The organism is Flavobacterium sp. LM4, from assembly GCF_002017935.1.
GTDB lineage: Bacteria > Bacteroidota > Bacteroidia > Flavobacteriales > Flavobacteriaceae > Flavobacterium > Flavobacterium chungangense.
In genome coordinates this window covers 2,197,191-2,222,041 of record NZ_MUFW01000001.1, presented here as the reverse complement: position 1 = coordinate 2,222,041, position 24,851 = coordinate 2,197,191, and the positions used below count along the sequence as shown (strand labels likewise).

Sequence of the window (24,851 nt, the reverse complement as noted above, 5' to 3'; positions counted from 1 at the left end):
TTACACGATATTTCTTGATTTTAGCTGATAAAAAAGAACTAATTTTGCAAAATATAAATCTGCAAAAATTATGTTAGGATTAAAATTAGCCACAGATCCACGCTGGGTGAATATCGTCGAATCAAATATCGAAGAAATTTTAACGGATCATGCCTGGTGTGAGCAGAAAGCAGCATCTAATGCGATTAGTTTAGTTACGTACAACTCTGAATTAGAAGAACTTGTAACAGAAATGCTTGTAATTGCGAGAGAAGAACTGGAGCATTTACAAATGGTGCATGACATAATTAAAAAAAGAGGGCTGACTTTGGGACGCGAAAGAAAAGATCATTATGTAAATGAGCTCTTTAAATTCATGAAAAAAGATGGCAGCCGTAAAGACGCACTTTGTGATCGCTTGTTATTTTCGGCTATGATAGAAGCCAGAAGCTGCGAACGCTTTAAAGTGCTTTCAGAAAACATAAAAGATCAGGAATTAGCCAAATTTTACCGTGATTTGATGATTTCCGAAGCAGGACATTATACCACATTTTTAGGATTCGCCAGAAAATATGCTGACAATGTTGATGTTGATAAACGATGGGCAGCATGGATCGAATACGAAGGTTCAATTATTACCAATTATGGAAAAAATGAAACAGTACACGGATAAATCACTGTACTTTTCTCATTTTTAAGCTATACACAATACAATAATACTAACATTTTTGTTATGTCAAAAAACAAAACCAAATCCATTTTATTTAAAATTGCAAAATATTCAGGAATTACCTTTTTTGCAATTTTAGGATTGTTGTTTATTACACCTATCATTTTCGCTGATAAAATTAAAGAGCAAATCAAAAAAACTGCTAACGAAAAACTTAGTGCAGAACTTAATTATTCAGATGTTTCGCTTTCCTTTTTTCATCATTTTCCTTCGTTAACTTTAACTTTAAATGATTTAAACCTGAACGGATCATCACCTTATGCAACCGAAAAATTCATTACTGCCAAAGAAGTTTCTTTTGGAATTAACGTTGCCAGTCTGATCTTTAGCAAAGCGGTAAAAATTGATCAGATTTATTTATCGGATTCGTTTATTAATGTAAAAGTTAATAAAAAAGGAGAAGCAAATTACAATATTTACAAATCTTCTTCGCAACAGGAAAAATCAAAAGACAGCTCAGATACTGCCTTAAAATTAGAAAGAATTGAAATATTAAACAGTAAAATAATTTATGATGACCAATCGACCAAATTGCATTTTGATGCTTTAGGGTTCAATTACTTAGGCAAAGGCGATTTAAACAAAGCGGTTTTCGATTTGTATTCGAAAGCTAAAATTGAAAAACTAAATATTGTTTATGAAGATGAACCTTATTTAATGAACAAAAAGATCGATGCTGATTTGATTACGAAAGTTAATGTAAATTCCCTGTCTTTTTATTTTCAGCAAAACAACCTGAAAATTAATCAGCTTTTGGTTGATTTTAAAGGAAATTTTGACTTTTTGAAAGATGGCTACAATATGGATTTTGTTATCAAATCTGACAACAGTGATTTGTATGATGTTTTTACTGCCTTTCCTCCAAAATACATTAGCTGGCTTTCTAAAACCGAATTAAAAGGAAACACCAATTTACTTTTTACACTTAAAGGAAATTATATAGCCTCTCAAAAAATTGCCCCGGATTTAAATTTAGATGTAAAAATAGACAACGGATTTGTGAATTATGACAAAAGCGCCTTTCCGGTTTCAAACTTAAATTTAGACATTAAGACAAAAGTTCCATATTTGAATCCGGATCTTTTAATTGTTGATGCAAAAAATCTATCCTTAAACATTAATAAGGATTACCTAAAATCAAAATTCTATATAAAAGGAGCAAACACTCCTGACATAAATGGCGATTTTAAAGCCAAAATTGATCTTGACAAATTAAGCAGAGCTTTAGGAATTCCTGGCATTACATTAAAAGGTGCATTGACCGGAGACATTAAAACCAACGGAAAATTTGATAAAAAAAACAGATTATTCCCTACTACCAAAGGCCTGATCGAATTGAACAATGGATATATAAAAACAAAATATTATCCAAATCCGATTACCAATATCATGGTAAAAACCTCAATTGACAATCAAAAAGGAACTTTTGATGATTTAAAAGTAAAGATAAAACCTGCTCAATTTACCTTTGAAGGAAAACCTATTTTTATGTCGGCAGATTTAAGCAATTTTGATGATTTGAATTATGACGTAAAAGCAAAAGGAGAACTAAACATTAGCAAAATATATAACGTTTTTTCGCAAAAAGGACTTGATCTGGATGGCTTTATAAAGGCAGATTTAGTTTTAAAAGGAAAACAAAGTGATGCCACAAAAGGAAATTACAGCAAGCTTCAGAATAAAGGGACTCTTGAATTACGAAACATTGGAATTGCATCTGAACATCTTCCTAAAAAATTCATCATTAAGGAAGGTATTTTTAAAATCAATCAGGATAAAATGTCTTTCAATAACTTTTTGGCCGCTTACGGAGAATCAGATTTTAAGATGAATGGCTATTTACAAAACGTTTTTAATTATGCCACTACCAAAACCGGAGTTCTAAAAGGTTCATTTACAGTTTCGGCACGATATATTAATGTAGACGAATTTATGTCGAATACTGCTGCAATTACTTCTCCAGCGCCAACTAAAACAGAAGCTTCAACTACTCAGGTTAGCCAAACCGGAGTTATCATTATTCCTACGAATTTGAATTTACAATTGATGGCAAATGCCCAAAAAGTATATTATGACAAACTAATTCTTCAAAATGCCAGTGGAAATTTAAAAATGAATAAAGGCAAACTGAGCATGCAAAACACAGGTTTTAATTTAATAGGCTGCAAAGTCGTCATGAATGGCAATTATCAGTCTGTAACTTCTCAAAAAGCCAATTTCGATTACAACATAAAAGCTTCGGATTTTGATATTAAAAAAGCTTATAACGAAATTGATGTTTTCAGAAAAATGGCCAGTGCAGCGGAAAAAGCACAGGGAATTGTGTCTTTGGATTATCAACTAAAGGGACGCCTTAACGGAAACATGGAACCCGTTTATCCATCATTAGTTGGAGGAGGAACTCTTTCTGTAAAAGATATAAAAATAAGAGGATTGAAAATGTTTAATGCAGTGAGCAAAAAAACAAATTCTGAATCAATGAAAAACCCTGATGTTTCTAAAGTAGACATTAAAACTACGATCAAAAACAACATCATGACTGTAGAACGTTTTAAATTTAAGTTTGCGGGCTTCAGGCCACGAATCGAAGGAACAACAAGTTTAGACGGAAAACTTAATTTAAAAATGCGTTTAGGATTACCTCCATTAGGTATATTTGGAATTCCACTCACTGTTACCGGAACTCAAAATAATCCAAAAGTAAAAGTGGGCCGCAATACGGAAGATCTTGAGGAAACTAAAGATATTGAGCAATAGAATCTAAACCTGCTTTTTTTGAGCAGGTTTTTCTTTTTATTAAATTATATTTATAGTTTTGGTTTTGAATAACAAACAAACAGACAACCATGAATCAGTCAAAAAGAGGAGAATTTTATGGTCAGACTAACAAAACTATTTCTCTTGAAGGAATAACGCTCACAGATACTGTATATACCCACCCTAAAGTCGACTGGCACTATCATGAGCATGCTTATTTTACATTTATCCTGCAGGGAAATGTTATAGAAGGAAATAAAAAAGAAGTTTATAATTGTTCCCCCGGAAGTCTTCTGTTTCACAACTGGCAGGAATCTCATTATAACATCAAACCAGATGGTTTTACCAGAGGTTTTCATCTTGAAATTGAAAAAAAATGGCTTGATGATTTGACAATAAACAGCAATAATTTGCAAGGAAGTACCTCGATCCTGAATCCGGACATCAAACTTTTGATGTATAAAATATTCCGGGCAACTAAAATTGATGATATCCAATCTGATCTTTCTACACAAACTTTATTGATCGAAATACTGTCAAAACTAAATGGTGATTCTCAATCCGTTTTACATAAAAATCCGAAATGGGTTTTAATGATTAACGAAATTCTTCATGATCAATTCACAGAAACTATAACGCTCGATTATTTGTCAAAAATACTAAACATACATCCTATTCATCTTTCACGGGATTTTTCAAAATATTTTAATTGCAATTTGGGTGAATATATCCGGAAATTAAAAGTAGAGAAAGCATTGTCTTTAATTGGTTTGCAAAATAAATCTTTGACCGAAATAGCTTATGAGTGTGGCTTTTCTGACCAAAGTCATCTTACACGATCATTCAAAGAAGTTAACGGTTTAAATCCTTCTCAGCATAAAAAATTGCTTTTCAAAAAATAAGTAAAATGTTAATTCTGTACAATTTTTTGAATTTGTTGCGCCGTAGTTTTACATTTTAACATTTATAAAAATCACATGATAAAACAAATCTTTTTATTATCAATACTATTCTTCAATAACATTGTTTCGGCACAAAATAATAATCTGATAAAAACCGATGGAATAACGACTAAAGTACATAAACGTAATATTAGCAAAATTACCTTTATGAATGGAAATATTCCTTTAGATCAATATACCGAATCTGATTTTCTCAAATCATTCGAATTAAAACGCAAATCAGACTTAAACATCAGAGTTTTCATGGATAATTCTGTTACGAATTACTTACATCAATTAAACCCTAATTTACCTGCAGAAAAGCTTTTACAAACAGGGAACCTCCAATTTTCGTTTTATATTGACAACAAGTTTATTTATAAAGAAAATATTAATTTCGGATGCAATTTCGGATCAGCAGGAAACAAAAATACTTCAACGACATTTAGGGTTCCACTTACCAGCTCAAAAGGAGAAGACTGGTGGGCAATGTACATGTGGGACAGATTTAAAGATAACGGCGGAGAAAAAGCTTTGACTGAAGGTACGCATAAACTAAAAATAGAAATTCGGCCTTATCTTAAAAATGATATTACTAACGAAAGTAAAACGGGAGATCTAATAGCAAAAGGTGAAATCCAGCTTATTATAAAAACACCAAAATTAACAGCAAAACAAATTGAAGTTCAGCCTATATTACCACACAGTGATTGGGAAGTCTCCAATTTTCCTTTTGACAAAAAAAAGATCGAAAAGCTTAATACTGATATTGCAAATTATAGTTTGAAAGAAATAACAAGTGTAGTTGTCGTTTATAATAAAAAACTGTTAGTTGAAGAGTATTTTAATGATGTAAACAGAAATACTTTACATGACACCCGTTCAGCAGGAAAATCTTTTGTATCAACATTAATGGGAATTGCCATAAACGATGGATATATTAAAAATGAAAATCAAACTTTAAACAAATTCTACGAGTTAAATAAATTTGCAAATTACGAAACAAAAAAAGATAGTGTAAAAATAAAAGACTTGCTAACCATGAGCTCTGCATTTGAAGGCTCTGATACAGATGGAGATTCGCCAGGAAACGAAGAAAACATGTATCCTACAGATAACTGGGTAAAATTTACTTTAGACTTACCCATGGATAAATCCAAAACCAATGGTGAAAAATGGGATTACTTTACAGCCGGAACAGTTTTATTAGGCGATATTACAAACAAATCTGTTCCTAATGGATTAGAAAAATATGCTAATGAAAAACTTTTCAAACCATTAAACATCACTAATTACCAATGGCAATTTACTCCCCAAAAAGTGCCTAATACCGCAGGAAGCCTGCAAATGACATCTCTTGATTATGCAAAATATGCTCAATTGTACAAAAACAAAGGCGATTGGAATGGCAAACAAATTCTTTCTCCAGACTGGGTTGAAAAAACTTTAACTCATCAAATTCAAATTCCCGAAAGAGAAAATCAATTCTATGGTTATTTGTTTTGGAATAAGACTTTTACTTTTGACGGTAAATACTACGAAACGTATTATTGCGCTGGTAATGGAGGAAATGAGTTTATAATCTTCAACGATCTTCCTATTGTAACGTGAGTTCGACATAAAAAAGGAAGGATATATTTGAAAAATAGAGATGGTTTATGTATATTAAAGCCTGACAAACAATTAATTACATTTAAAACCACCTCTATGTTAGATGCGAATAAAATTACTGAAATTTACTTTCTTATAGACGAATTCTGTAAAGAATTTGATAAAACTATAGCTGCTCATAGCTTAAAAGAAAAAGAGGCTCCAAAGAAAAGAAACCGAAAATTTATTATGTCAGATAGTGAAGTTATAACCATTTTAGTGCTATTTCACACTATGGGTTTCAAAAACTTAAAACATTTTTACTTGTTTTATATAGGAAAACATTTGAATAACGAATTTCCAAACCTTGTGTCTTACAATAGATTTGTGGAACTTCAAAAAAGAACCGCTGTACCAATGGCCCTATTTTTGAAAACCTGCTGTTTAGGTCAATGCACAGGAATTTCTATAATTGACTCTACCCCTTTGAGAGCATGCCATATTAGACGGGAAAAACAGCATAAAACATTCAAAGATTTAGCTACAAAAGGGCATACTTCAACGGGATGGTTCTTTGGGTTTAAATTACACTTAATTATAAATGATAAGGGAGAAATTCTTGATTTTATCTTTACTCAAGCCAATGTTGATGATAGAGAACCTTTAAAAAGCAATAACTTTCACAAAAGAATTTTTGGAAAACTTTTTGGTGACAAAGGATATATTGGAAAAGATTTGTTTGAACAGCTTTTTATAGATGGTGTGCATTTGATTACTAAAATCAAAAAGAACATGAAAAATAGTATGATGCTTTTACAAGATAAAATTATGCTAAGAAAGCGCTCATTAATTGAAACTGTTTATGATCAATTGAAAAATATTTGTCAAATAGAACATACAAGACACAGAAGTTTTGATAACTTTATAACTAATTTTGATTATCCGTTTTTAGTCATAACCCTGTGATGCTTGCTATTACTAGCCTGTCGAATAATTTTTCCTCAAAATACCTCCTATTAAGCTTGTAAACGAACTCATTTAGGTATAATTGAAGATATTTTCCTTTAATTTTATGGAAATTTCCTAGGAAATTTCTTTTTGCATTACTAATTGCAATATGAACCCATCTTAAAGTTTCTGTGGTTGTTTCTTTATTGGATTTTTCAGTTATATGAATTTCTACATATTCTGCAATGTCTATATATGAAGTACTCTTGTCTGTAAAAAGGATACTTTTTTCAGAAATAGATTCCTGTATAGTTTGATTTATTTGCTCCGATGTATGATCCGTTAAAACCTTTGCTTTAAAATACCTGCACTGATTTGATTTTTCACCCGTTTCTATATCTTCTAAAACGGTAGATTCTGCCATAATTGCAACGTTAGATTTCCCAACAGCACCACGTCCACGAATTCCTTTTTCTTGTTCTATTTCAGTAGATTCAATTGTAAAATAACCCTCGTCAAATTCAATCATTCCTTCCAAAGTATAGCGTGCATCTCTATTTCCCATTGCTTTTCGAAGTTTATGAACCATAGACCAAACTGGCTCGTAACGTTTCAATCCCAATTGTTTTTGAATTTCTTTACTCGAAAATCCTTTTTTTGTTGCCGTTAATAAAAATATAGTTTTGTACCAAACCAAAAATGATAAATTCGAACTTTGCATTATCGTTCCACTACGTAATGAAATTCGACTTCTACATTTTTTACATTCATAGCTCCATCTGCTTTTTATCCAAAAATGTTCTGTGCTTCCGCATTTACATTGAACTCCGATCTTATCTCTTTCTTCTTTAAAATGAAGTCGGCAAGATTCTTCGCTTCCAAAATTTGCAGTAAAATTGAATATATTCATCGCTTTTTTTTATCAAAAATAAGGCTTTTTATTCAATTATGAGTAATTACGGATAATCAATAACTAATTTATTATCAGCACTAATAGCCTATTCTTTCTTCCCTAAAAAGCCTTCTATAAATATTGATTTTGAAAACAACAGGCTTGTAGCTTAATTATTGTTTACATCGAACTCACGTTATTGTAATTATTATCACTTCAAAAGCTTACAATAAACCTTATGGAAACGCTCAGGCTGATAAAATTGTACTTGATTATGTACTCCCTTCTATAATAAAAGAATAAAATTTACTTTTTTATTTATTCAAGCCGATAATTTCAATTTATAGAAAACAAAAAACCCGATCTTTTCAGAACGGGTTTTCTATAATAATTTATCTAATGATTATGCTTCGAATGGAAGGATAGATACATAAGACTTGTTATCTCTTTTCTTTTGGAACTTAACAACTCCATCAACTTTAGCATGTAAAGTATGATCTTTACTGATGTAAACGTTTTCACCTGGATTATGTTTTGAACCTCTTTGTCTAACGATGATGTTCCCAGCAATAGCAGCCTGACCACCAAAAATCTTAACGCCTAAACGTTTTGATTCTGATTCTCTACCATTCTTCGAACTACCGACACCTTTCTTGTGAGCCATGACGTATGAGTTTAAATATTGTTATTATTCTTCTTTAGCTTCTTTTTTTGCTTTTGGAGCTGCTGCTTTTTTTGCTTTTGGAGCTGCTTCAGCTTCAGTAGCCGGAGCTTCTTCTGCTACAACTGCTTTTTTAGCTGCTGCTTTTTTAGTTCCGCCTGCTGCAGTAATACCTTCAATTACAATTTGTGTAAGATATTGTCTGTGACCATTTCTCTTTTTGTATCCTTTTCTTCTTTTCTTTTTGAAAACGATAACTTTATCACCTTTTAAGTGTTGTAACACTTTAGCTTCTACTGAAGCACCTTCTATAGCTGGGGCGCCTAAAGTTACATTTCCATTATCGTCTAATAAAAGAACTTTGTCAAAAGAAACTTTTGAACCTTCTTCGTTAGCCAAACGGTGAACATAAACCTTTAAGTCTTTGCTTACTTTAAATTGTTGCCCTGCTATCTCTACGATTGCATACATACCAAATTGATTTATTGATTTTTAAGGTTGCAAATATACAATTAATAATTTACTGTGCAATCTCTTATTTCAAAAATATTTTTCATTCTTTAAAGTCTGCTTTTCAAGTCTTTCCATGATCTTTTTAAAAGAATTCAGGAGTAAAAGATTGTTAAAATATAAGCAAAATAAATCCCTATTCTTAAATGATGACTAAAAAAACTTATTTTTGATGTAACATAAACCAACTATTGAATACCTACACTTATTAATTAGGTAAAATAAATTATTAATCTTTATGAAAAAATCAATAATGATGTTAAGTGCTGCAATAATGCTCGGCGGAGTAGCTCATGCCCAAAAAGTAGCTTTCGAAGAATACAATTTAGACAATGGTATGCATGTTATTCTGCACAACGATCCCTCTGCCCCTGTTGTTATTACCTCTGTAATGTATCATGTAGGATCAAAAGACGAACGCCCTGACCGAACGGGATTTGCACATTTCTTCGAACATTTATTATTTGAAGGTACCGAAAACATAAAACGCGGCGAATGGATGAAAATCGTTACCGCAAATGGAGGTGTAAACAACGCCAATACATCAGACGACAGAACTTATTATTATGAAGTTTTTCCATCAAACAGTTTAGAATTAGGACTATGGATGGAATCAGAACGCCTAATGCACCCAATTATTAATAAAATTGGTGTTGATACTCAAAATGAAGTGGTTAAAGAGGAAAAAAGAATGCGTTACGACAATCAGCCTTATGGAAACATTTTACCTGAGGTTAAAAAATACATGTTCAAAAATCACCCGTACCGATGGACAACCATTGGCTCTATGCAAGATCTTGATGCTGCCACTCTGGAAGAATTTCAGGCTTTTAATAAAAAATTCTACACTCCAAATAATGCAGTTTTAGTAGTTGCCGGAGATTTTGACAAAACCAAAACCAAAGAATGGATTCAGAAATACTTTGGACCAATTCCGAAAGGAGAAGTGTTGAAAAAACAAACTTATACAGAAGAACCAATTACACAAACCATAACCGCAACTTACGAAGATCCGAATATTCAGATTCCAATGGTGGTTGCTTCCTATAGAACTCCATCAATGAAAACCAGAGATGCGAGGATTTTAGATTTAATTTCTTCTTATTTAAGTGACGGAAAAAGTTCTAAACTATACAAAAAAATAGTGGATGACAAAAAAATGGCACTTCAAATTGGAGCTGTTGGTTTTAGCCAGGAAGATTACGGAATGTATATTTTGTACGGCTTACCGATGGGAACTTACACTACAGCTGACATCTTAAAAGAAATGGACGAAGAAATCGTAAAAATCCAAACCGATTTGATTTCTGAGAAAGACTATCAAAAATTACAAAATAAATTTGACAATAATTTTGTCAATGCAAATGCAAGTGTCGAAGGTATTGCAGAAAACCTGGCTTCTTTTTATTTGCTTTATGGTGATGTAAATCTTATCAATACTGAAATCGACTTATACCATTCTATCACCAGAGAAGAAATCAGAGAAGTCGCTAAAAAGTATTTAAATCCTAATCAGCGTTTAATTTTAGATTATGTTCCTTCAAAAAAAGCTCAAAACTAAGCCCCGAATCATGAAAAAAATACATACAATTTTAATCCTTTTATTCCTTACCGGAATTATGCAAGCACAAGATCGTCCACAACCCAAACCAGGAAATTCACCAGTAGTCAACATCAAAAAACCGCAAACTTTTGTTTTGGCAAACGGCATGAAAGTTTTGGTCGTTGAAAATCATAAATTACCAAGAGTAAGTTTTAATCTTACACTGGACAACGCTCCTTTCACCGAAGGAAATAAAAAAGGCGTTGATGAACTAACCAGCAGTCTGATTGGAAACGGTACAAAAAAAACAACCAAAGAAGCGTTTAACGAAGAAATTGACTTTTACGGAGCAAACATCAATTTTTCATCACAGGGAGCTTCTGCAAGTGCTCTTTCAAAATACTCAGGACGCATCTTAGAACTTTTAGCAGAAGGTGCTTTACAGCCAAATTTTACTCAGGATGAATTTGATAAAGAAAAAGCAAAAATGCTGGAAGGACTTAAAGCCGATGAAAAAAGTGTTCCAGCCATTGCCAGTCGAGTTGTAGATGTTTTGGCTTTTGGAAAAAATCATCCTTCCGGAGAATTTGTTTCTGAAGAAACCCTGAAAAACGTTACACTTTCTGATGTTCAGGAAAATTACAACACCTATTTTGTTCCAGAAAACGCCTATTTAGTTGTAATTGGAGATGTTAAATTGAAAGATACAAAAGCTGCTGTAGAAAAACTTTTTGGCAAATGGAAAAAACAAGCAGCACCAAAAAATACGTATCCAAATCCGGAGAATGTGTCCAGACTTCAAATTGATTTTGTAGATGTTCCAAATGCTGTTCAGTCTGAAATTTCATTGGTCAATACTGTAAATCTAAAAATGAGTGACCCTGATTTTTTCCCTGCAGTAATTGCAAATCAAATTTTAGGAGGTGATTTCAACAGCTACCTTAATATGAATCTACGAGAGCAGCATGCCTGGACATATGGTGCAAGTTCAAACATTGGAAGCGGAAAATATGTATCCAAATTCAAAGCTTCGTCTGCAGTCAGAAATGCCGTTACAGACAGTGCTGTTGTGCAATTTGTAAAAGAAATTAAACGAATCAGAACTGAAAAAGTTTCTGAAGACGTATTGAAAAACGTAAAAGCCGGGTATATTGGGCGTTTTGTAATGCAGGTTGAAAAACCTCAGACAGTTGCTCGTTATGCCTTAAACATTGAAACAGAAAAGCTTCCGGCTGATTTCTACGAAAAATACATTCAGACCATCAACAATGTTACAATTGATGATATTAATCGTGTATCGAATAAATATTTCCAAATCGACAATATGAGAATTGTAATTGTTGGTAAAGGATCCGAAGTACTTACTGGTTTAGAAAAACTTGAAATTCCAATTTCATATTATGATAAATACGGAAATCCTGTAGACAAGCCTGTTACCAAAAAAGAAGCTCCGGCAGGAATTACCGCAAAAAACATTTTTGACAATTATATCAAAGCAATTGGCGGAGAGAAAGCTGTTTCTGCGGTAAAAACATTATTCATGAACGGAACAACTACAATTCCTCAGGCACCAAGTCCTTTAAGTTTTGTTTCAAAATTAGATTCGAGAGGAAAAATGATGGTTTCTCTTTCTATGGGAAGTATGGCTTTGATGAAACAAGTTGTAAACGAAAAAGGAGCTTATGTAGAGCAGCAAGGGCAACGTAAAAATTTAGAAGGCACAGATTTAGCCGAAATGAAAGCTAATGCAGCTCCTTTTGAAGAGTTACAATTGAGCAAAAGAACGGATTTAACCGTAAGCGGAATCGAGCAAATAAATAGTAATGACGCTTACTCCATAAAAGACGGCAAAACAATTTACTTTTATGATGTAAAATCAGGGTTAAAAGTAGCCGAAACCAAAATAAAAGAACAAAGCGGCCAATCGACTACACAAACAACATACTTTAATGATTACAAAGAAGTAAAAGGTGTAAAAGTTCCTTTTAACTTAATACAAAATGCAGGTTTTGAATTAGATATTAAAATGTCTGATATTAAAATCAATGAAGGAGTTACTGAGAAGGATTTTCTTTAAAAAGGTTCTGAGTTGCTAAGGCACTGAGATTCTAAGATTCTTTTTAACACAAAGGCTGTCAACTACGACAGCCTTTGTTATTTGTATTTTGTCAGGCTGAGCGGAGCCGAAGCCCTTTCCAATTGGGACGCCCTTCGGCTTCGCTCAGGGTGACATGACAACAACATTTTCACATTTCACAAAAACCATTTCACAACCAAAAGTTACTTCTTCGCAGACAAATAAACTCCAATCAAAATAACAAAAGCTCCAAAAAACTGAATTGGAGTGAGCATTTCGTTATCCAACAAACCCCAAAAGAAAGCTACTATCGGAATCAAATAAGTTACAGAAGTTGCAAATACAGGCGAAGACATTTGTATTAATTTAAAGAACAAAACATTAGCGATCCCTGTACCTAAAACTCCCAAAATCATTACAAATAAAACGGAATGCTGTGTGGCGTCCAGATTTATTCTTTGTGTAAAATCTGTTGTACTTAAAATAATTAAAGCTGGTAAAAGCAATACTGCAAAATTTCCTGTGGTAATGCTCAACGAATTCAAATCGGATAAATATCTCTTGATCAGATTTACATTAATAGCATAACACAACGTTGCGATTACTACCAAAATTAAATAATAATAATTTTGTCCTGTATTACTAGATGCGCCATTCAAAACCAGTAACAAACAGCCAATCAGTCCGATAAAAACACCTAAAACCTGGCGTTTTTGAAACTGAATCCCAAAAAATATAATTCCTAAAACCAATGTATTTAAAGGCGTGAGCGAATTCAAAATAGCCACAATCGAGCTATCAACCTGAGTTTCGGCAATGGCAAAAAAGAAAGCCGGAATAAATGTTCCAAAGAATGAAGTCAGGGCAACAAATTTCCATTGACGCAGGGAAATTTTCTTTAAACTCGAAAAACCGACTATAAGCAGAAACACGGCAGCAAAAATAATTCGGAGGGAACCTACCTGAATTGCCGTTAAACCTAGTAATCCCTTTTTGATTAGAATAAATGAACTTCCCCAAATTAGCGAAAGCAGCAATAAATAAAACCACTTTAATTGTTTTGCATCCATAAATCATATTTTACTACAAATTTGTAATAATTTTAGGAACTGACCTTTGCTTTTTTATTAATTTTGCAACAAACATATTGACAAACTAAAATTATATATAATGAAATTTGCAAAAATAATAGCCTCGTTAGCCATTGCAGGCTTAGTATTGGTAAGCTGTAAAAAAGAAGAAGACAAAAGTCTGGCAGTTGCAAAAGGAGAAAAAACAGAAACTGCAAAAGAACACAAACCAATCGCTGCAGAAAATGTACAGACAGCAAGTTTTACAATTGAAGGAATGACTTGTGCGATGGGATGCGCTAAAACTATCGAAGAAGAATTAGCAAATCTTGACGGTGTTGAAAAAGCCGAAGTAGATTTCGATAAAAAAACAGCAACCGTAACTTTTGACAAAACAGTTCAAAATCCTGAATCTTTAACAAAGGTTGTTCAGGAAACCGGAGACGGAAAAACATATAAAGTTTTGAATTTTAAATCGTAATTAAGACGATTATCTAATTCTGATAATAAACAATTTTAGACAGTATTAAACTCAGGTTTACTACTGTCTTTTTTTTCTGAATTATATTTCAATTCATTGTTGTCCGATAAAAAAGAAGCCAAATTAATGGCTTCTTAAAAAACATCGTAATTTAGAGTTGCAAAATTCAAATAACGATGGGTAAAAATAAGTATTTTTCGACTAAATCTGTTTTCGGACAGTTGATTTCTTTACTAGATGATTCTATGATTTCAACAGCAGTTAAGAAACATAATTCAGACCGTTATGTAAAACATTTCAAAAGTCAAGATCATTTATTTAGTATGGTTTTTTGTTGTTTGGAAAAGTGCAATTCTTTGCGTGAAGTTTCTTCTGGAATGCTGGGATTATCAGGAAAAGAAGAGACTGTGAGGATAAATCATCTTCCTAAAAAAAGTACTTTATCCGATGCAAACAAGATTAGGAAAGTGGAGTTTTTTGAAGAAATCTACAACAAGCTATTGGAGAAATATAGCTTTGTTTTATCGGACAGTCGAGTTGAAATAGCATTAGAAAAGAAAGTTAAAATTGTTGATAGTACCACTATCAGCTTGTTTAAAGACATCTTAAAATGCGTTGGAAGGAAGTCCAGCAATGGGAAAAGTAAGGGTGGAATTAAATCACACAGTGTGATAAATGCAGATGAAAAAGTTCCTAATTTAGTATGGTTTACAGCTGCTACAACTCACGACCATCAGTTTTTAGAAAAACTAAAATGTGATGAAAACACCGTTTATATTTTAGACAAAGGATACAATGATTACAAGGCTTTTGAACATTTTACCCAGCAAAAAACAGGCTTTGTAACCCGAATAAAAGAGAATGCAAAATATGAAGTAACTCAAAAAAACACCATTCCAGAAAAGATTCACAGCGGTGTTTTGTCTGACCAAATTATAGAAGTTGAAGTTGATAAAGAGGGTACGAAAGGCAAATTGAAATTACGAAAAATAAAATATTATGACAGGGAATATAAAAGAACTTTCGAGTTTATTAGCAATTTATTTGAATTTAGAGCAGACACAATAGCTGCGCTTTATAAAATCCGATGGCAGATAGAATTGTTGTTTAAACAGATTAAACAAAATTTTCCCTTAAAATATTTTTTAGGAGACAACGAGAACGCTATCAAAATCCAAATTTATTGTGTCTTGATAGTAAACCTTCTGATGGGAGTGATAAAGAAAAGTTTGAAACGACAATGGGCTTTCTCTAATTTAGTCAGTTTTTGTAGAATTCATTTATTCAACTATATTCATCTAACTAAATTTTTAGAAAGTCCCGAAAAAGACTGGGAATTAGATCCAAAAATCAATGGGCAATTAGGACTATTCGATGACTATTTAGCCACAGGATGAGAATTTGACAAATCAAACTGAAAATTATATTTTTCCATTTATTGAATTCTAATGACAATACTAAAAAACAAGCCAAAGCAAGATAGAACATCGTTAAGTATCTAAAAATATACAAAATTTAACAATCCGAAATTATTTATCGGACAACAATGATTTCAATTACATTTTAACTGCATAATCTTCTTGAGAATAGCGGTAAAAAAATCATCAATTTACACTACATATAAAAAAGAATGAATCTTAAGTTTAGTCACATAGATATTTTAGTTAATGACCTTGAATCAGCCTGCAGTTATTACGCAAAAACACTTGGTGCTGAGATCTCAAAAAAATTTACATGGGAAAGAGATCAACTTCATGTCACATATGCTGTTGTAAAAATTGGTCAGGAACGATTTATGCTTGTAGAGCCTTTTTCAGGAAATTTAAAAAATCTGTTAGACTCCAAAGGCGAAGGAACGATATATCGCCACTGCTATTCTACTCCGGATATTGAAGCTGCATTTGATGAATTGATATCCAACGGAGTTCAGCCAGAGGACGAAAATGGAAAGCCTTTATCACGGGAAAGCCTCAATTCTCCCATTGGAGTCAGAATTATTTGGCTTCCAAAACGTTTTGGAGAATTCTCAATTGAAATACTTGAAGAAGAAGGTCTTCAACAATTCATAAAAGAAGCATTTTCAGAAAAATAAACATTAATAGCTGATATTTCAAACAAAAGGCGCTCAAAATTGAACGCCTTTGTTTTTTAATTTTATTTCCATTTTAATGTTTCCATGAGCCTCTGCATATCATTTTTAATATAACTCGCTGCAGGCATTATAGAATCAAAATTAGGTTTGGTATAAAAATAAACCGATCCGGTAATGAAATGCTTCGTACTATCTGTCACATAAAATTGTGAATTGGTAGCTGCATTTCCATTCACCTGATAGAACATTCCGTATACTTTTTTTTCAGGGTTTAAATACGGTTGCTCTAATATATCATCAGCCTTAATAACATGCTCGTAAGTTAGTTTTTGAGCATCTTTCAGCAGTTTTTCTATGTTATTATTTACGGGTTTATAGGTCAGATAAATAGTCGCTTTCATCTTTGGATACGTAATTGCAAAACCACATTCCTTTTCTCCTTTAATTACTGCTGCCTCGTTCATCTGAAAAGCAAAGGGGCATGTGTTTTCAAAGTTTACATATTTAGCTACCGGATAATCCAAACGTAAAAAACCGGCCGGTTTTGGCAATACATCGTCTTTACAGCTTATAACAGTCAGGCTCAGCAAAATTATTGCTATCCAAATTGCTTTTTTTAACATCTTATTCTATTGTTACTTTTATTTGTTTAATACGTTTTTTATCAACTGCTTCTATTTCAAAGAGACAATTTTCAAACGTTACTTTTTGGTCTTTTTTAGGAAAATTGCCCAGAATTTCAAGTATAAGACCTGCTAACGTTTCTGCCTCACCCTTGTGTGATTCAAATATGGCTTCATCAACATCAATAATCCTATAAAAATCCTTTAAGTTAATTTTCCCTTCAAAAAGAAAATTCTTTTCATCAATTTGAGAAAAATTCAAGTGTTCGTCATCAAACTCATCACTGATATCTCCTACGATTTCTTCAATTACATCTTCTAAAGAAACTAAACCTGACGTTCCGCCATATTCATCAACCACAATCGCCAAATGACTTTTCAGGCCCTGAAAATCTTTTAGCAGGTTATCTAATTTTTTATTCTCAGGAACAAAAAAGGCCTCTCTGATTAATGCTGTCCAGTCAAATTCGACCTTATCAATATGAGGCAATAAATCTTTAACAAACAAAACGCCTTCAATCTGGTCAATATTATCACGATATATCGGAATTCTTGAAAATCCTTTCTCAATTATCTTTGTATAAATTTCTTCAAAAGATTCTGATATTTCCAATGCAAAAACATCAATCCTGGGGCTCATTACCTGTTTGGTATCTGTATTTCCAAAAGAAACAATTCCTTCCAATATTTTTTGTTCCTCACTCGATGTTCCTTCAGAATCAGTAAGTTCTAATGCCTGCGAAAGCTGGTCAACCGAAAAGTTTGTTTTTTGTTTCCCTAATTTATTGTACAAATATAGCGTAACTGCACGCATTGGCAAACTTACGGGTGAAAGTAATTTATTTAAAAAAGCAATTGGGTAAGCGACATGTTTGGCAAATTTTATATTGTTCCGGCTGGCATAAACTTTAGGAAGAACTTCTGCGAAAAGCAAAATCAGGAAAGTAACAAGAATTACTTCTAAAACAAATTTTAATAAAGCCGAATTGATATCTGCAAAAATATTTCTGCCAATAAATGAGAACAGGATTACTACTCCAATATTCAAAAAATTATTAGTTACTAATAATGTTGCTGCGAGTTTTTTTGGTTTATCTAAAAGATTGGAAATTATTTTCCCCTTAGGATTATTTTCCTGCAAAACATCTTCAATTTCTTTTTGAGACAAAGAAAAAAAGGCAACTTCAGCACCAGAAACAATCGCTGATAAAAAAAGTAAAATAAATATTCCGACAAAACCTATAATCAGATTAGTATCGGCAGACGCAAAAAATAAACTGGGCTCCAGGTCCAAATTAAAAAAAGATTAGTTAAACAATTAAAAAGGCAAATCATTAATAGGTAAGCCTTCATTCGTATTTTCAAAATTAGTGTTTTTTGGTAATTCTGAAGCCTGATGTGGCCTATTGTGTTCTGTTTCTTTTTTGGTTGTCAAAAAAGTAAATTCGGTTACCTGAATTTCGGTAGTATGTTTTATCGTTCCGTCTTCGGCTTGCCATTGCCTTGATTTTATACGTCCCTCGATATATATTTTATCCCCTTTAGACAAATATTTTTCGCAAATTTCCGCCGCTTTATTACGCACAACTAAGTTATGCCATTCTGTAGAAGTAATTTTTTCGTTTGTTGTCTTATTGATATATACTTCATTTGTTGCCAACTGAAATCGGCCTATGCAATTACCTCCGTCAAAATAATGCATTTTAACATCGTCGCCCAAATGGCCTATCAACATTACTTTATTTAATGTTCCATTCATGATATAACATTTGTGTTTGTATCAAAGGTAATTTTTTTTAACGATTTAGTTCTTCCTTTTCGATAAAATTATAAATAACAATTGGGAATGGAAACGATTTTAAGTCACTAAATTTCAATCCATTAACTAAAAAATCATTGACTTTTATTTTCCAGAACTGTATATGCAAATGTTGATGTGAAAGTTTATGAATAATTGTTGCGTGAGAACATGCCTCAATACCGGTAATTTTATAAGAAGACAAAATACCCTGCTGAACAGTTTTTGTAATAAAATCAAAGCTGACAATTTCATCTGTTTCTAATAAAGGAAATTCATATAAATTATGCCAAATACCCTTTGCAGTCCTCTTTTGAATTAATGTATTGCCTTCTACATCCTCTAATATCAGATAATTAAAGAAGCGATTTGTAATTTTTAGCTTTTTAGATTTTACTGGTAAAACTCCCACCTTCTTCTTTTGCAATGCCAGACAACTTGTATTGAAGACACAAACACCACAATTTGGATTTTTAGGAACGCATTGTATGGCACCAAATTCCATTATTGCCTGATTAAAAATTGCAGGGTTATCTTTAGGCATCAATTCATGCGCTAAGGCGGTAAATTCTTTTTTAGTCGCAGGCAACGCAATATCGGATTCAATATCAAAATAACGGGAAAGCACTCTGAAGACATTCCCATCTACCACAGGAACCGCTTCATTATAGGAAAAAGAAGCAATTGCAGCAGCTGTATATTCACCAACCCCTTTTAATTTTAAAAGATCATGATAAGTAGCCGGAAAAACTCCGTTTAAATCATTTGCAATAAACTGAGCTGTTTTATGTAAATTTCTTGCCCTGGAATAATATCCAAGTCCCTGCCACAGTTTTAAAACTTTCTCTTCATCCGCATTAGCCAAATCAAAAACAGTAGGAAATTCCTCTGTAAAAGAAAAAAAATAAGGCATTCCCTGAGCGACTCTTGTCTGTTGCAGCATAATTTCTGAGAGCCAAATATGGTACGGATTGACAGTATTTCGCCACGGCAAATCACGTTTGTTTTGTAAATACCATTTTATCAGTAGGTTATGAAATTTCATTGCAAAATACTTAGAATGCAAAAGTAAATGTTTATGTAATTAAAATTTAACGAATTAGCTTGATTAATTATTTTTTTAATTCCTATATTTGCAAACTCAAAAAAATAGTACATCATTTATAAAATAAAAATAGGAAAGAAAATGACGAAAGCAGATATCGTAGCAAAGATTTCAGAGAAACTAGGTCTTGAAAAAGGAGATGTTCAAGCAACAGTAGAAACTTTTATGGAAGAAGTTAAAACTTCATTAGAAACTGGTGACAATGTTTACCTAAGAGGTTTCGGAAGTTTCATCGTAAAGACCAGAGCTGAAAAAACAGGAAGAAACATTTCTAAAAATACCACAATCAAAATTCCTGCACACAATATTCCTGCTTTTAAACCTGCAAAAGTTTTTGTAGAAGGAGTTAAAACAAACAACGAAGCAAAATAATACTATTAATTAATCATAAAATCGACACGATATGCCAAGTGGTAAAAAAAGAAAGAGACATAAGGTAGCTACTCACAAAAGAAAAAAAAGAGCGAGAGCTAACCGTCACAAAAAGAAAAAGTAGTTTTAAACTACTTTTTTCTTTTTAAACCGTTCATTGAAATTGAGATTAGATTATAAGATCGCCAGGTAGTTCGATTATTAGATTTCTAAAAATCAAACAATCAAATAATACAAAAATCTAACTCCCCGGGTACAATACCTGTTAAAAATATTGTTTAATCCATCCTTGTAGAAGTTGATGGTTTTTGGTTTATGGTTATTGGTTATTTTGCCGACAACTATCAACACAAACAACCGACAACCAATTCACGGATAAAAATTTACAAATGAATAAAGAATTAATTATTCGATCAAGTTCAGATTTCGTAGATTTTGCCTTATTAAAAGATGGAAAACTAATTGAATTACACAAGGAAGAAGAGAAGAGCAACTTTCAGGTTGGTGATATTTTTATTGCCAAAATCAGAAAACCTGTTGCAGGACTTAATGCTGCTTTTGTAAATGTAGGCTTCGAAAAAGATGCCTTTTTACATTATCACGATTTAGGACCGAACTTAGCTTCCCAACTGAAATTCATAAAACTTGTAAGCGCAGGTAAATTAAAAGATTTCTCCCTAAAGACCTTTCAGTTTGAAAAAGAGATTGACAAAGATGGCATCATTACTGATATTTTAAGTGCCAATCAATCTGTCTTAGTACAAGTTGTAAAAGAACCTATATCTACCAAAGGTCCAAGGATAAGCGCTGAGCTTTCATTGGCAGGAAGATTTATTGTTCTCGTTCCGTTTTCTGACCGTGTTTCTATTTCACAAAAAATAGAAGACAAAAAGGAAAAGGATCGTCTAAAAAAACTTGTATTATCGATCAAACCTAAAGGATTTGGTGTTATTGTTCGCACAGTAGCCGAAGGCAAAAATACAGCCGAATTAGAAAAAGATTTGCAGAACCTGCTTGGCAGATGGACTGCAATGTGTAAAAAATTACCAACTGCTCATCATCCATCCAAAGTATTAGGAGAGCTTAACAGAGCTTCTTCAATATTAAGAGATGTATTTAATGATACCTTCAGCGGTATCCAAATAGATGATGAAGAGTTGTTTCATCAAACGAAGGATTACCTGCAAGAGATTGCACCTTCAAAACAATCAATTGTGAAGTTTTATCAATCAAACGACACTCCGATTTTTGAGAAATACAATATAGAGAGACAAATCAAAACTTCATTTGGAAGAACGGTTTCGATGAGCAAAGGTGCTTATCTTATTATCGAACACACTGAAGCTCTTCACGTTATAGACGTAAACAGCGGAAACCGTTCTAATAAAGCGACTAATCAGGAAGATACCGCCATGGAAGTAAATATGATTGCTGCCGCTGAAATTGCCAGACAACTTCGTCTCCGTGATATGGGTGGAATAATCGTAGTTGATTTTATCGATATGTCTAATCCTGAAAACAGGAAAGTTTTGTTCGACTTCTTGCGAGAAGAAATGAGCGACGATAAAGCAAAACATAAAATATTACCGCCAAGTAAATTTGGTTTAGTCCAGATTACAAGACAGCGCGTAAGACCAGAAGTTAATATTAAAACCAGAGAAGAAGATCCAAACAATGAAAATGGCGAAATTGAAGCGCCAATTTTAATCATTGATAAAATCGCACTGGATTTAGACCGACTTTTAAAAACCCACAAAAATGTTGTACTTAATGTACATCCTTTTGTGGCTGCTTACCTCAGTAAAGGTTTTCCATCCTTACGTTCAAAATGGTTTTTTGAGCATAAGAAATGGGTGAAAATCATACCTCGTGACGCTTACACGTACTTAGAATATCATTTCTACGATAAAAAAGGAAATGTTATTTCAGAATAAAAACAAAAACCGCCTCTCGAAAGACTGGCGGTTTTTTTATGGCTTCTTTTTATTATAAATTTTAAGCCTATAAGAAAATTAAAATTTGCTTTTTTTAGGAGCTATTTCCAGCTATCCACTTGTATCTTTTCCTGGCTAAAGGAGCCAGAAAAAGGATACCGCTCCTATCTGGGCTAAGGCTCTCATTTTCATAAGATGATTTTATATCAAAAATATTCTAATAAATCATAATGTCATCCTGAGCGGAGTCGAAGGCTTTCCGATACAAAATGGCTTCGACTCCGCTCAGCCTGACAAACAATATATTATTTCTAAAAATTGGAATTTGGAATTTATTCAGCTGTTTTGGAATTGGAATTTTAAAAATTTATTCCCTCACAATTTCTATTCTTCTTCTAATTTCATTTCCAAAAGCATCTACAACCGTAATGTAATGTGTCCCTGAAGTTGGCGTAATAGGTAATTCATGAAACGTTTTTGTCGTCGCTTTATAAACATCGTCCACGTACCAAAACAATTCTTTATCTCTTTCCGAATAAGCTACTTTCAAAATTACCGGCTGTACTTCGCTGTTAAAATTCTTCGTTAAATAAATTTTACTGTTTGTTTTCGGATAAATAAAATCCATTGTTTTAGATTGAACTCCTTCGCAGCCTTCTTTAAACGGAGGCAACGGCAAATACTCGATATGCTGACTTTTATAATACCAGGCCATTACCGGAGGCAAAACAAACCAGCTTTTAGTCACGATATCATCAACACTTTCACAACTGCTATTGACCTGAAATCGCTCTGTTTTATCCAAATGTACCTTTTTATGATACGGACAAACAGCAGTTGATTTTCCTTTTTTAGAAACCCACTGTTTAATTTTTGGGCAATCCTCTTTGGCTAAATAGCCGCTTAAACGGCAAACCTGAACATTTTCTAAATCTTTATAAGGCGTTTCAAACCATTTTTGTCTTGGTAATAAATTAAAAACATCAAATAAAATGGGTGCTGCACTAGTAACTCCTGTTAAAGTTGGTCTTCCCTCACCTGTTGCATTCCCAACCCAAATTCCAACTACATATTTCGAATTTGTTCCTATTGCCCAGGCATCTCGATTTCCAAAACTAGTTCCTGTTTTCCAGGCAATTTTCAAGGAGCTGTCATAAAACTTCCATGCTTCATCGCCTTCTGGTCTGTTCACTTCTTCCATTGCGTTATAGGTTAGCCAAATTGCTCCGGCTCCCATTATGTTTTTTTGATCGGTTTCCGAACCAAAATCAGGTTCAAAATCATTTTTATAATTCAGTTCTGCAAATTCCTTTGTTCGATACTTTGCTTGATTTTTAGTGTAATAATTTACTGTCGATGATAATCCTGCATAGGTTCGGCACAAATCCCATAAGTTACTTTCGGCACCACCCAAAATAAGTGATAATCCATAGTGATCAGGAGTTTTATTAATGTCTCTCAATTTGAATTTCTGTAATTCTTCATAAAACTTATTCACGCCAAAATCCTGCAGCATCAAAACTGCCGGAATATTTAAGGAACGTGATAATGCACGATGCGCCGGAACAGCGCCATCAAATGTTAGATTAAAATTCTGCGGTGTATATCCTGCAATTTGAGTTGGCACATCAGCCACTAAAGTGTTCGGCAATAATTCACCATCGTCAAGCATTCCGGCGTACAAAAGCGGTTTCAAAATACTTCCGGTACTTCTTGGTGCATCAATAATGTCAACATCTTTTTGATGGTCTTTGTCTGTTGGAGCATTTCCAACATAACTCATCACATTTCTGTTCGAAACATCAATTACCAAAATCGCCAGATTGTTTACTTCATTCTGCTTGTACTGGTTGTAATAATACTTCGCAATTTGGTTGACCCTATTTTGCAGAGCGTAATCTATGGTTGTTTTTACCCTGGTTCCTTCTTCGTTTTTTGCCACACGCTGTAATAAATGAGGTGCAATTTGAGGCAAATCATAAGGTTTTTGGGGTAATGGTTCTTCTACAGAAAGTTCGTAGGTCTGTTTGTCAATTATTCCTTCCTGATGCAATTTTAATAAAAGTCTGTTCCGTTTATTCAATAATTTGATCTGATTTTTGCCGGGATAAATCAAACTTGGAGCGTTTGGCAAAACAGCTAAAGTCGCATTTTCCGCCCACGACAATTGGTTCGATTGCACGCCAAAATAACGCCAGGAAGCCATTTCCAAGCCAACGACGTTCCCTCCAAAAGGAGCATGAGCCGCATACATTTCTAAAATTGTATTTTTAGAATAGCCCAATTCTAATCGTGTTGCCAGAATAATTTCGATTAATTTTTCAAAATAAGTTCTTCCTTTTCCTTTTCTTGATAATCGTATAACTTGCTGTGTTAACGTACTTCCGCCTCGAACAACTTTCCCTGCTTTGTTATTTTGTTTAATGGCATTTACCATCGCCACAGGATTAAAACCGGGATGTTTGTAGAAATATTCGTCTTCAAAATAAACAATACATTTTTTGAATTTATCAGGCACACTGTCTTGCGCAGGAAAACGCCATTGTCCATCGTTGGCTATTTTTGCACCAAGCAGTTCTCCTTCTTTACTTTCAATTACCGCTGAATAGGGTTCCTGAAATAATGTTCGGGGTATGGAGAAATAATAAATCAACAAGAGTATAAATACACTTGCTGATTTTATTTTATTCTTTTTTATCCAATTTATAATGCGTTGTAAGAACGCTATTAATTTTTTTTTCAACGTAA

Annotated in this window: 21 protein-coding genes; 12 read left to right on the top strand and 9 right to left on the bottom strand. The window is 33.0% G+C overall.

Going from position 1 to position 24,851, the window contains the following annotated elements; all coding sequences use genetic code 11:
• Positions 1-70 precede the first annotated feature (70 nt).
• The 5 genes from BXU10_RS09920 to BXU10_RS09900 all read left to right on the top strand — a co-directional run bounded on the left by BXU10_RS09920 (position 71) and on the right by BXU10_RS09900 (position 6,963).
• Positions 71-652: a tRNA-(ms[2]io[6]A)-hydroxylase gene (locus BXU10_RS09920; protein ID WP_031454351.1), complete on the top strand. Its 582-nt coding sequence runs from the start codon at positions 71-73 to the stop codon at positions 650-652.
• Positions 653-712: 60 nt separating this feature from the next.
• The gene (locus BXU10_RS09915; protein WP_078227190.1) at positions 713-3,466 is read left to right on the top strand and encodes an AsmA-like C-terminal region-containing protein; all 2,754 of its coding nucleotides are present in this window, start codon (positions 713-715) and stop codon (positions 3,464-3,466) included.
• 89 nt (positions 3,467-3,555) lie between these two features.
• Complete coding sequence (locus BXU10_RS09910) at positions 3,556-4,368, top strand: AraC family transcriptional regulator (protein WP_078227189.1); 813 nt, start codon at positions 3,556-3,558, stop codon at positions 4,366-4,368.
• 75 nt (positions 4,369-4,443) lie between these two features.
• Positions 4,444-6,018 (top strand): serine hydrolase, encoded by a 1,575-nt coding sequence (locus tag BXU10_RS09905; protein WP_078227188.1) that lies wholly within the window; start codon positions 4,444-4,446, stop codon positions 6,016-6,018.
• 96 nt (positions 6,019-6,114) lie between these two features.
• Positions 6,115-6,963: an IS982 family transposase gene (locus BXU10_RS09900; protein ID WP_369803403.1), complete on the top strand. Its 849-nt coding sequence runs from the start codon at positions 6,115-6,117 to the stop codon at positions 6,961-6,963.
• Here the strand turns inward: BXU10_RS09900 and BXU10_RS09895 are convergent.
• The 3 genes from BXU10_RS09895 to rplU all read right to left on the bottom strand — a co-directional run bounded on the left by BXU10_RS09895 (position 6,950) and on the right by rplU (position 8,969).
• Positions 6,950-7,855, bottom strand: coding sequence for an IS1595 family transposase (locus tag BXU10_RS09895; RefSeq protein ID WP_078226492.1), 906 nt, complete (start codon positions 7,853-7,855; stop codon positions 6,950-6,952). The two genes, BXU10_RS09900 and BXU10_RS09895, sit on opposite strands and share 14 nt — an antisense overlap.
• Before the next feature lie 385 nt (positions 7,856-8,240).
• Positions 8,241-8,501, bottom strand: a complete 261-nt coding sequence (gene rpmA / locus BXU10_RS09890) for a 50S ribosomal protein L27 (protein WP_025539465.1) — start codon at positions 8,499-8,501, stop codon at positions 8,241-8,243.
• A 24-nt stretch (positions 8,502-8,525) separates the two neighbouring features.
• Positions 8,526-8,969 (bottom strand): 50S ribosomal protein L21, encoded by a 444-nt coding sequence (gene rplU / locus BXU10_RS09885; protein WP_078227187.1) that lies wholly within the window; start codon positions 8,967-8,969, stop codon positions 8,526-8,528.
• A gap of 277 nt (positions 8,970-9,246) precedes the next feature.
• Between rplU and BXU10_RS09880 the strand changes: the two genes are divergently transcribed.
• Both BXU10_RS09880 and BXU10_RS09875 read left to right on the top strand, forming a co-directional pair.
• A complete protein-coding gene (locus BXU10_RS09880) occupies positions 9,247-10,569 on the top strand; it encodes a pitrilysin family protein (protein ID WP_078227186.1) in 1,323 nt (440 codons plus the stop codon).
• A gap of 10 nt (positions 10,570-10,579) precedes the next feature.
• The gene (locus tag BXU10_RS09875) at positions 10,580-12,628 is read left to right on the top strand and encodes a pitrilysin family protein (protein ID WP_189328077.1); all 2,049 of its coding nucleotides are present in this window, start codon (positions 10,580-10,582) and stop codon (positions 12,626-12,628) included.
• A gap of 203 nt (positions 12,629-12,831) precedes the next feature.
• Here the strand turns inward: BXU10_RS09875 and BXU10_RS09870 are convergent, their stop codons facing one another.
• Positions 12,832-13,698, bottom strand: a complete 867-nt coding sequence (locus BXU10_RS09870; protein WP_078227185.1) for a DMT family transporter — start codon at positions 13,696-13,698, stop codon at positions 12,832-12,834.
• 100 nt (positions 13,699-13,798) lie between these two features.
• On the opposite strand from BXU10_RS09870, the gene BXU10_RS09865 reads away from it, so the two are divergent.
• The 3 genes from BXU10_RS09865 (at position 13,799) to BXU10_RS09855 (ending at position 16,271) form a co-directional block, all read left to right on the top strand.
• Positions 13,799-14,179, top strand: coding sequence for a heavy-metal-associated domain-containing protein (locus BXU10_RS09865; protein WP_078227184.1), 381 nt, complete (start codon positions 13,799-13,801; stop codon positions 14,177-14,179).
• 176 nt (positions 14,180-14,355) lie between these two features.
• Positions 14,356-15,576 (top strand): IS4 family transposase, encoded by a 1,221-nt coding sequence (locus BXU10_RS09860; protein WP_078227183.1) that lies wholly within the window; start codon positions 14,356-14,358, stop codon positions 15,574-15,576.
• A 233-nt stretch (positions 15,577-15,809) separates the two neighbouring features.
• Positions 15,810-16,271 (top strand): VOC family protein, encoded by a 462-nt coding sequence (locus tag BXU10_RS09855; protein WP_078227182.1) that lies wholly within the window; start codon positions 15,810-15,812, stop codon positions 16,269-16,271.
• 62 nt (positions 16,272-16,333) lie between these two features.
• Here the strand turns inward: BXU10_RS09855 and gldD are convergent, their stop codons facing one another.
• Genes gldD through mutY form a run of 4 tightly spaced genes read right to left on the bottom strand, consistent with a single transcriptional unit; the run spans position 16,334 to position 19,737 of the window.
• Positions 16,334-16,894: a gliding motility lipoprotein GldD gene (gldD, locus tag BXU10_RS09850; RefSeq protein WP_031454344.1), complete on the bottom strand. Its 561-nt coding sequence runs from the start codon at positions 16,892-16,894 to the stop codon at positions 16,334-16,336.
• A gap of 1 nt (position 16,895) precedes the next feature.
• Entirely contained in the window at positions 16,896-18,188 is a 1,293-nt protein-coding gene (locus tag BXU10_RS09845; protein ID WP_078227181.1) for a gliding motility-associated protein GldE, read from the bottom strand.
• 24 nt (positions 18,189-18,212) lie between these two features.
• Positions 18,213-18,653 carry a single-stranded DNA-binding protein gene (locus BXU10_RS09840; RefSeq protein ID WP_031454342.1) on the bottom strand — a complete coding sequence of 147 codons (441 nt, stop codon included), beginning with the start codon at positions 18,651-18,653 and terminating at the stop codon, positions 18,213-18,215.
• A gap of 37 nt (positions 18,654-18,690) precedes the next feature.
• Positions 18,691-19,737, bottom strand: coding sequence for an A/G-specific adenine glycosylase (mutY, locus tag BXU10_RS09835; protein ID WP_078227180.1), 1,047 nt, complete (start codon positions 19,735-19,737; stop codon positions 18,691-18,693).
• Between the two features lie 129 nt (positions 19,738-19,866).
• On the opposite strand from mutY, the gene BXU10_RS09830 reads away from it, so the two are divergent.
• A complete protein-coding gene (locus BXU10_RS09830; RefSeq protein ID WP_255347995.1) occupies positions 19,867-20,169 on the top strand; it encodes an HU family DNA-binding protein in 303 nt (100 codons plus the stop codon).
• Between the two features lie 389 nt (positions 20,170-20,558).
• Positions 20,559-22,103 carry a ribonuclease E/G gene (locus BXU10_RS09825; RefSeq protein ID WP_078227179.1) on the top strand — a complete coding sequence of 515 codons (1,545 nt, stop codon included), beginning with the start codon at positions 20,559-20,561 and terminating at the stop codon, positions 22,101-22,103.
• A 367-nt stretch (positions 22,104-22,470) separates the two neighbouring features.
• On the opposite strand, the gene pbpC is transcribed toward BXU10_RS09825, so the two are convergent.
• The gene (gene pbpC, locus BXU10_RS09820; RefSeq protein ID WP_078227178.1) at positions 22,471-24,846 is read right to left on the bottom strand and encodes a penicillin-binding protein 1C; all 2,376 of its coding nucleotides are present in this window, start codon (positions 24,844-24,846) and stop codon (positions 22,471-22,473) included.
• Between the last annotated feature and the right edge of the window lie 5 nt (positions 24,847-24,851).

What these genes read in the sequence shown, in the direction of transcription:
- BXU10_RS09860 (WP_078227183.1), top strand. Translation starts at nt 14,356, where the DNA reads ATGGGTAAAAATAAGTATTTTTCGACTAAATCTGTTTTCGGACAGTTG.
- rplU (WP_078227187.1), bottom strand. Translation starts at nt 8,969, where the DNA reads ATGTATGCAATCGTAGAGATAGCAGGGCAACAATTTAAAGTAAGCAAA.
- BXU10_RS09865 (WP_078227184.1), top strand. Translation starts at nt 13,799, where the DNA reads ATGAAATTTGCAAAAATAATAGCCTCGTTAGCCATTGCAGGCTTAGTA.
- BXU10_RS09905 (WP_078227188.1), top strand. Translation starts at nt 4,444, where the DNA reads ATGATAAAACAAATCTTTTTATTATCAATACTATTCTTCAATAACATT.
- BXU10_RS09910 (WP_078227189.1), top strand. Translation starts at nt 3,556, where the DNA reads ATGAATCAGTCAAAAAGAGGAGAATTTTATGGTCAGACTAACAAAACT.
- BXU10_RS09875 (WP_189328077.1), top strand. Translation starts at nt 10,580, where the DNA reads ATGAAAAAAATACATACAATTTTAATCCTTTTATTCCTTACCGGAATT.
- gldD (WP_031454344.1), bottom strand. Translation starts at nt 16,894, where the DNA reads ATGTTAAAAAAAGCAATTTGGATAGCAATAATTTTGCTGAGCCTGACT.
- BXU10_RS09870 (WP_078227185.1), bottom strand. Translation starts at nt 13,698, where the DNA reads ATGGATGCAAAACAATTAAAGTGGTTTTATTTATTGCTGCTTTCGCTA.
- BXU10_RS09895 (WP_078226492.1), bottom strand. Translation starts at nt 7,855, where the DNA reads ATGAATATATTCAATTTTACTGCAAATTTTGGAAGCGAAGAATCTTGC.
- BXU10_RS09825 (WP_078227179.1), top strand. Translation starts at nt 20,559, where the DNA reads ATGAATAAAGAATTAATTATTCGATCAAGTTCAGATTTCGTAGATTTT.
- BXU10_RS09915 (WP_078227190.1), top strand. Translation starts at nt 713, where the DNA reads ATGTCAAAAAACAAAACCAAATCCATTTTATTTAAAATTGCAAAATAT.
- BXU10_RS09855 (WP_078227182.1), top strand. Translation starts at nt 15,810, where the DNA reads ATGAATCTTAAGTTTAGTCACATAGATATTTTAGTTAATGACCTTGAA.
- BXU10_RS09880 (WP_078227186.1), top strand. Translation starts at nt 9,247, where the DNA reads ATGAAAAAATCAATAATGATGTTAAGTGCTGCAATAATGCTCGGCGGA.
- BXU10_RS09840 (WP_031454342.1), bottom strand. Translation starts at nt 18,653, where the DNA reads ATGAATGGAACATTAAATAAAGTAATGTTGATAGGCCATTTGGGCGAC.
- rpmA (WP_025539465.1), bottom strand. Translation starts at nt 8,501, where the DNA reads ATGGCTCACAAGAAAGGTGTCGGTAGTTCGAAGAATGGTAGAGAATCA.
- mutY (WP_078227180.1), bottom strand. Translation starts at nt 19,737, where the DNA reads ATGAAATTTCATAACCTACTGATAAAATGGTATTTACAAAACAAACGT.
- BXU10_RS09900 (WP_369803403.1), top strand. Translation starts at nt 6,115, where the DNA reads ATGTTAGATGCGAATAAAATTACTGAAATTTACTTTCTTATAGACGAA.
- BXU10_RS09920 (WP_031454351.1), top strand. Translation starts at nt 71, where the DNA reads ATGTTAGGATTAAAATTAGCCACAGATCCACGCTGGGTGAATATCGTC.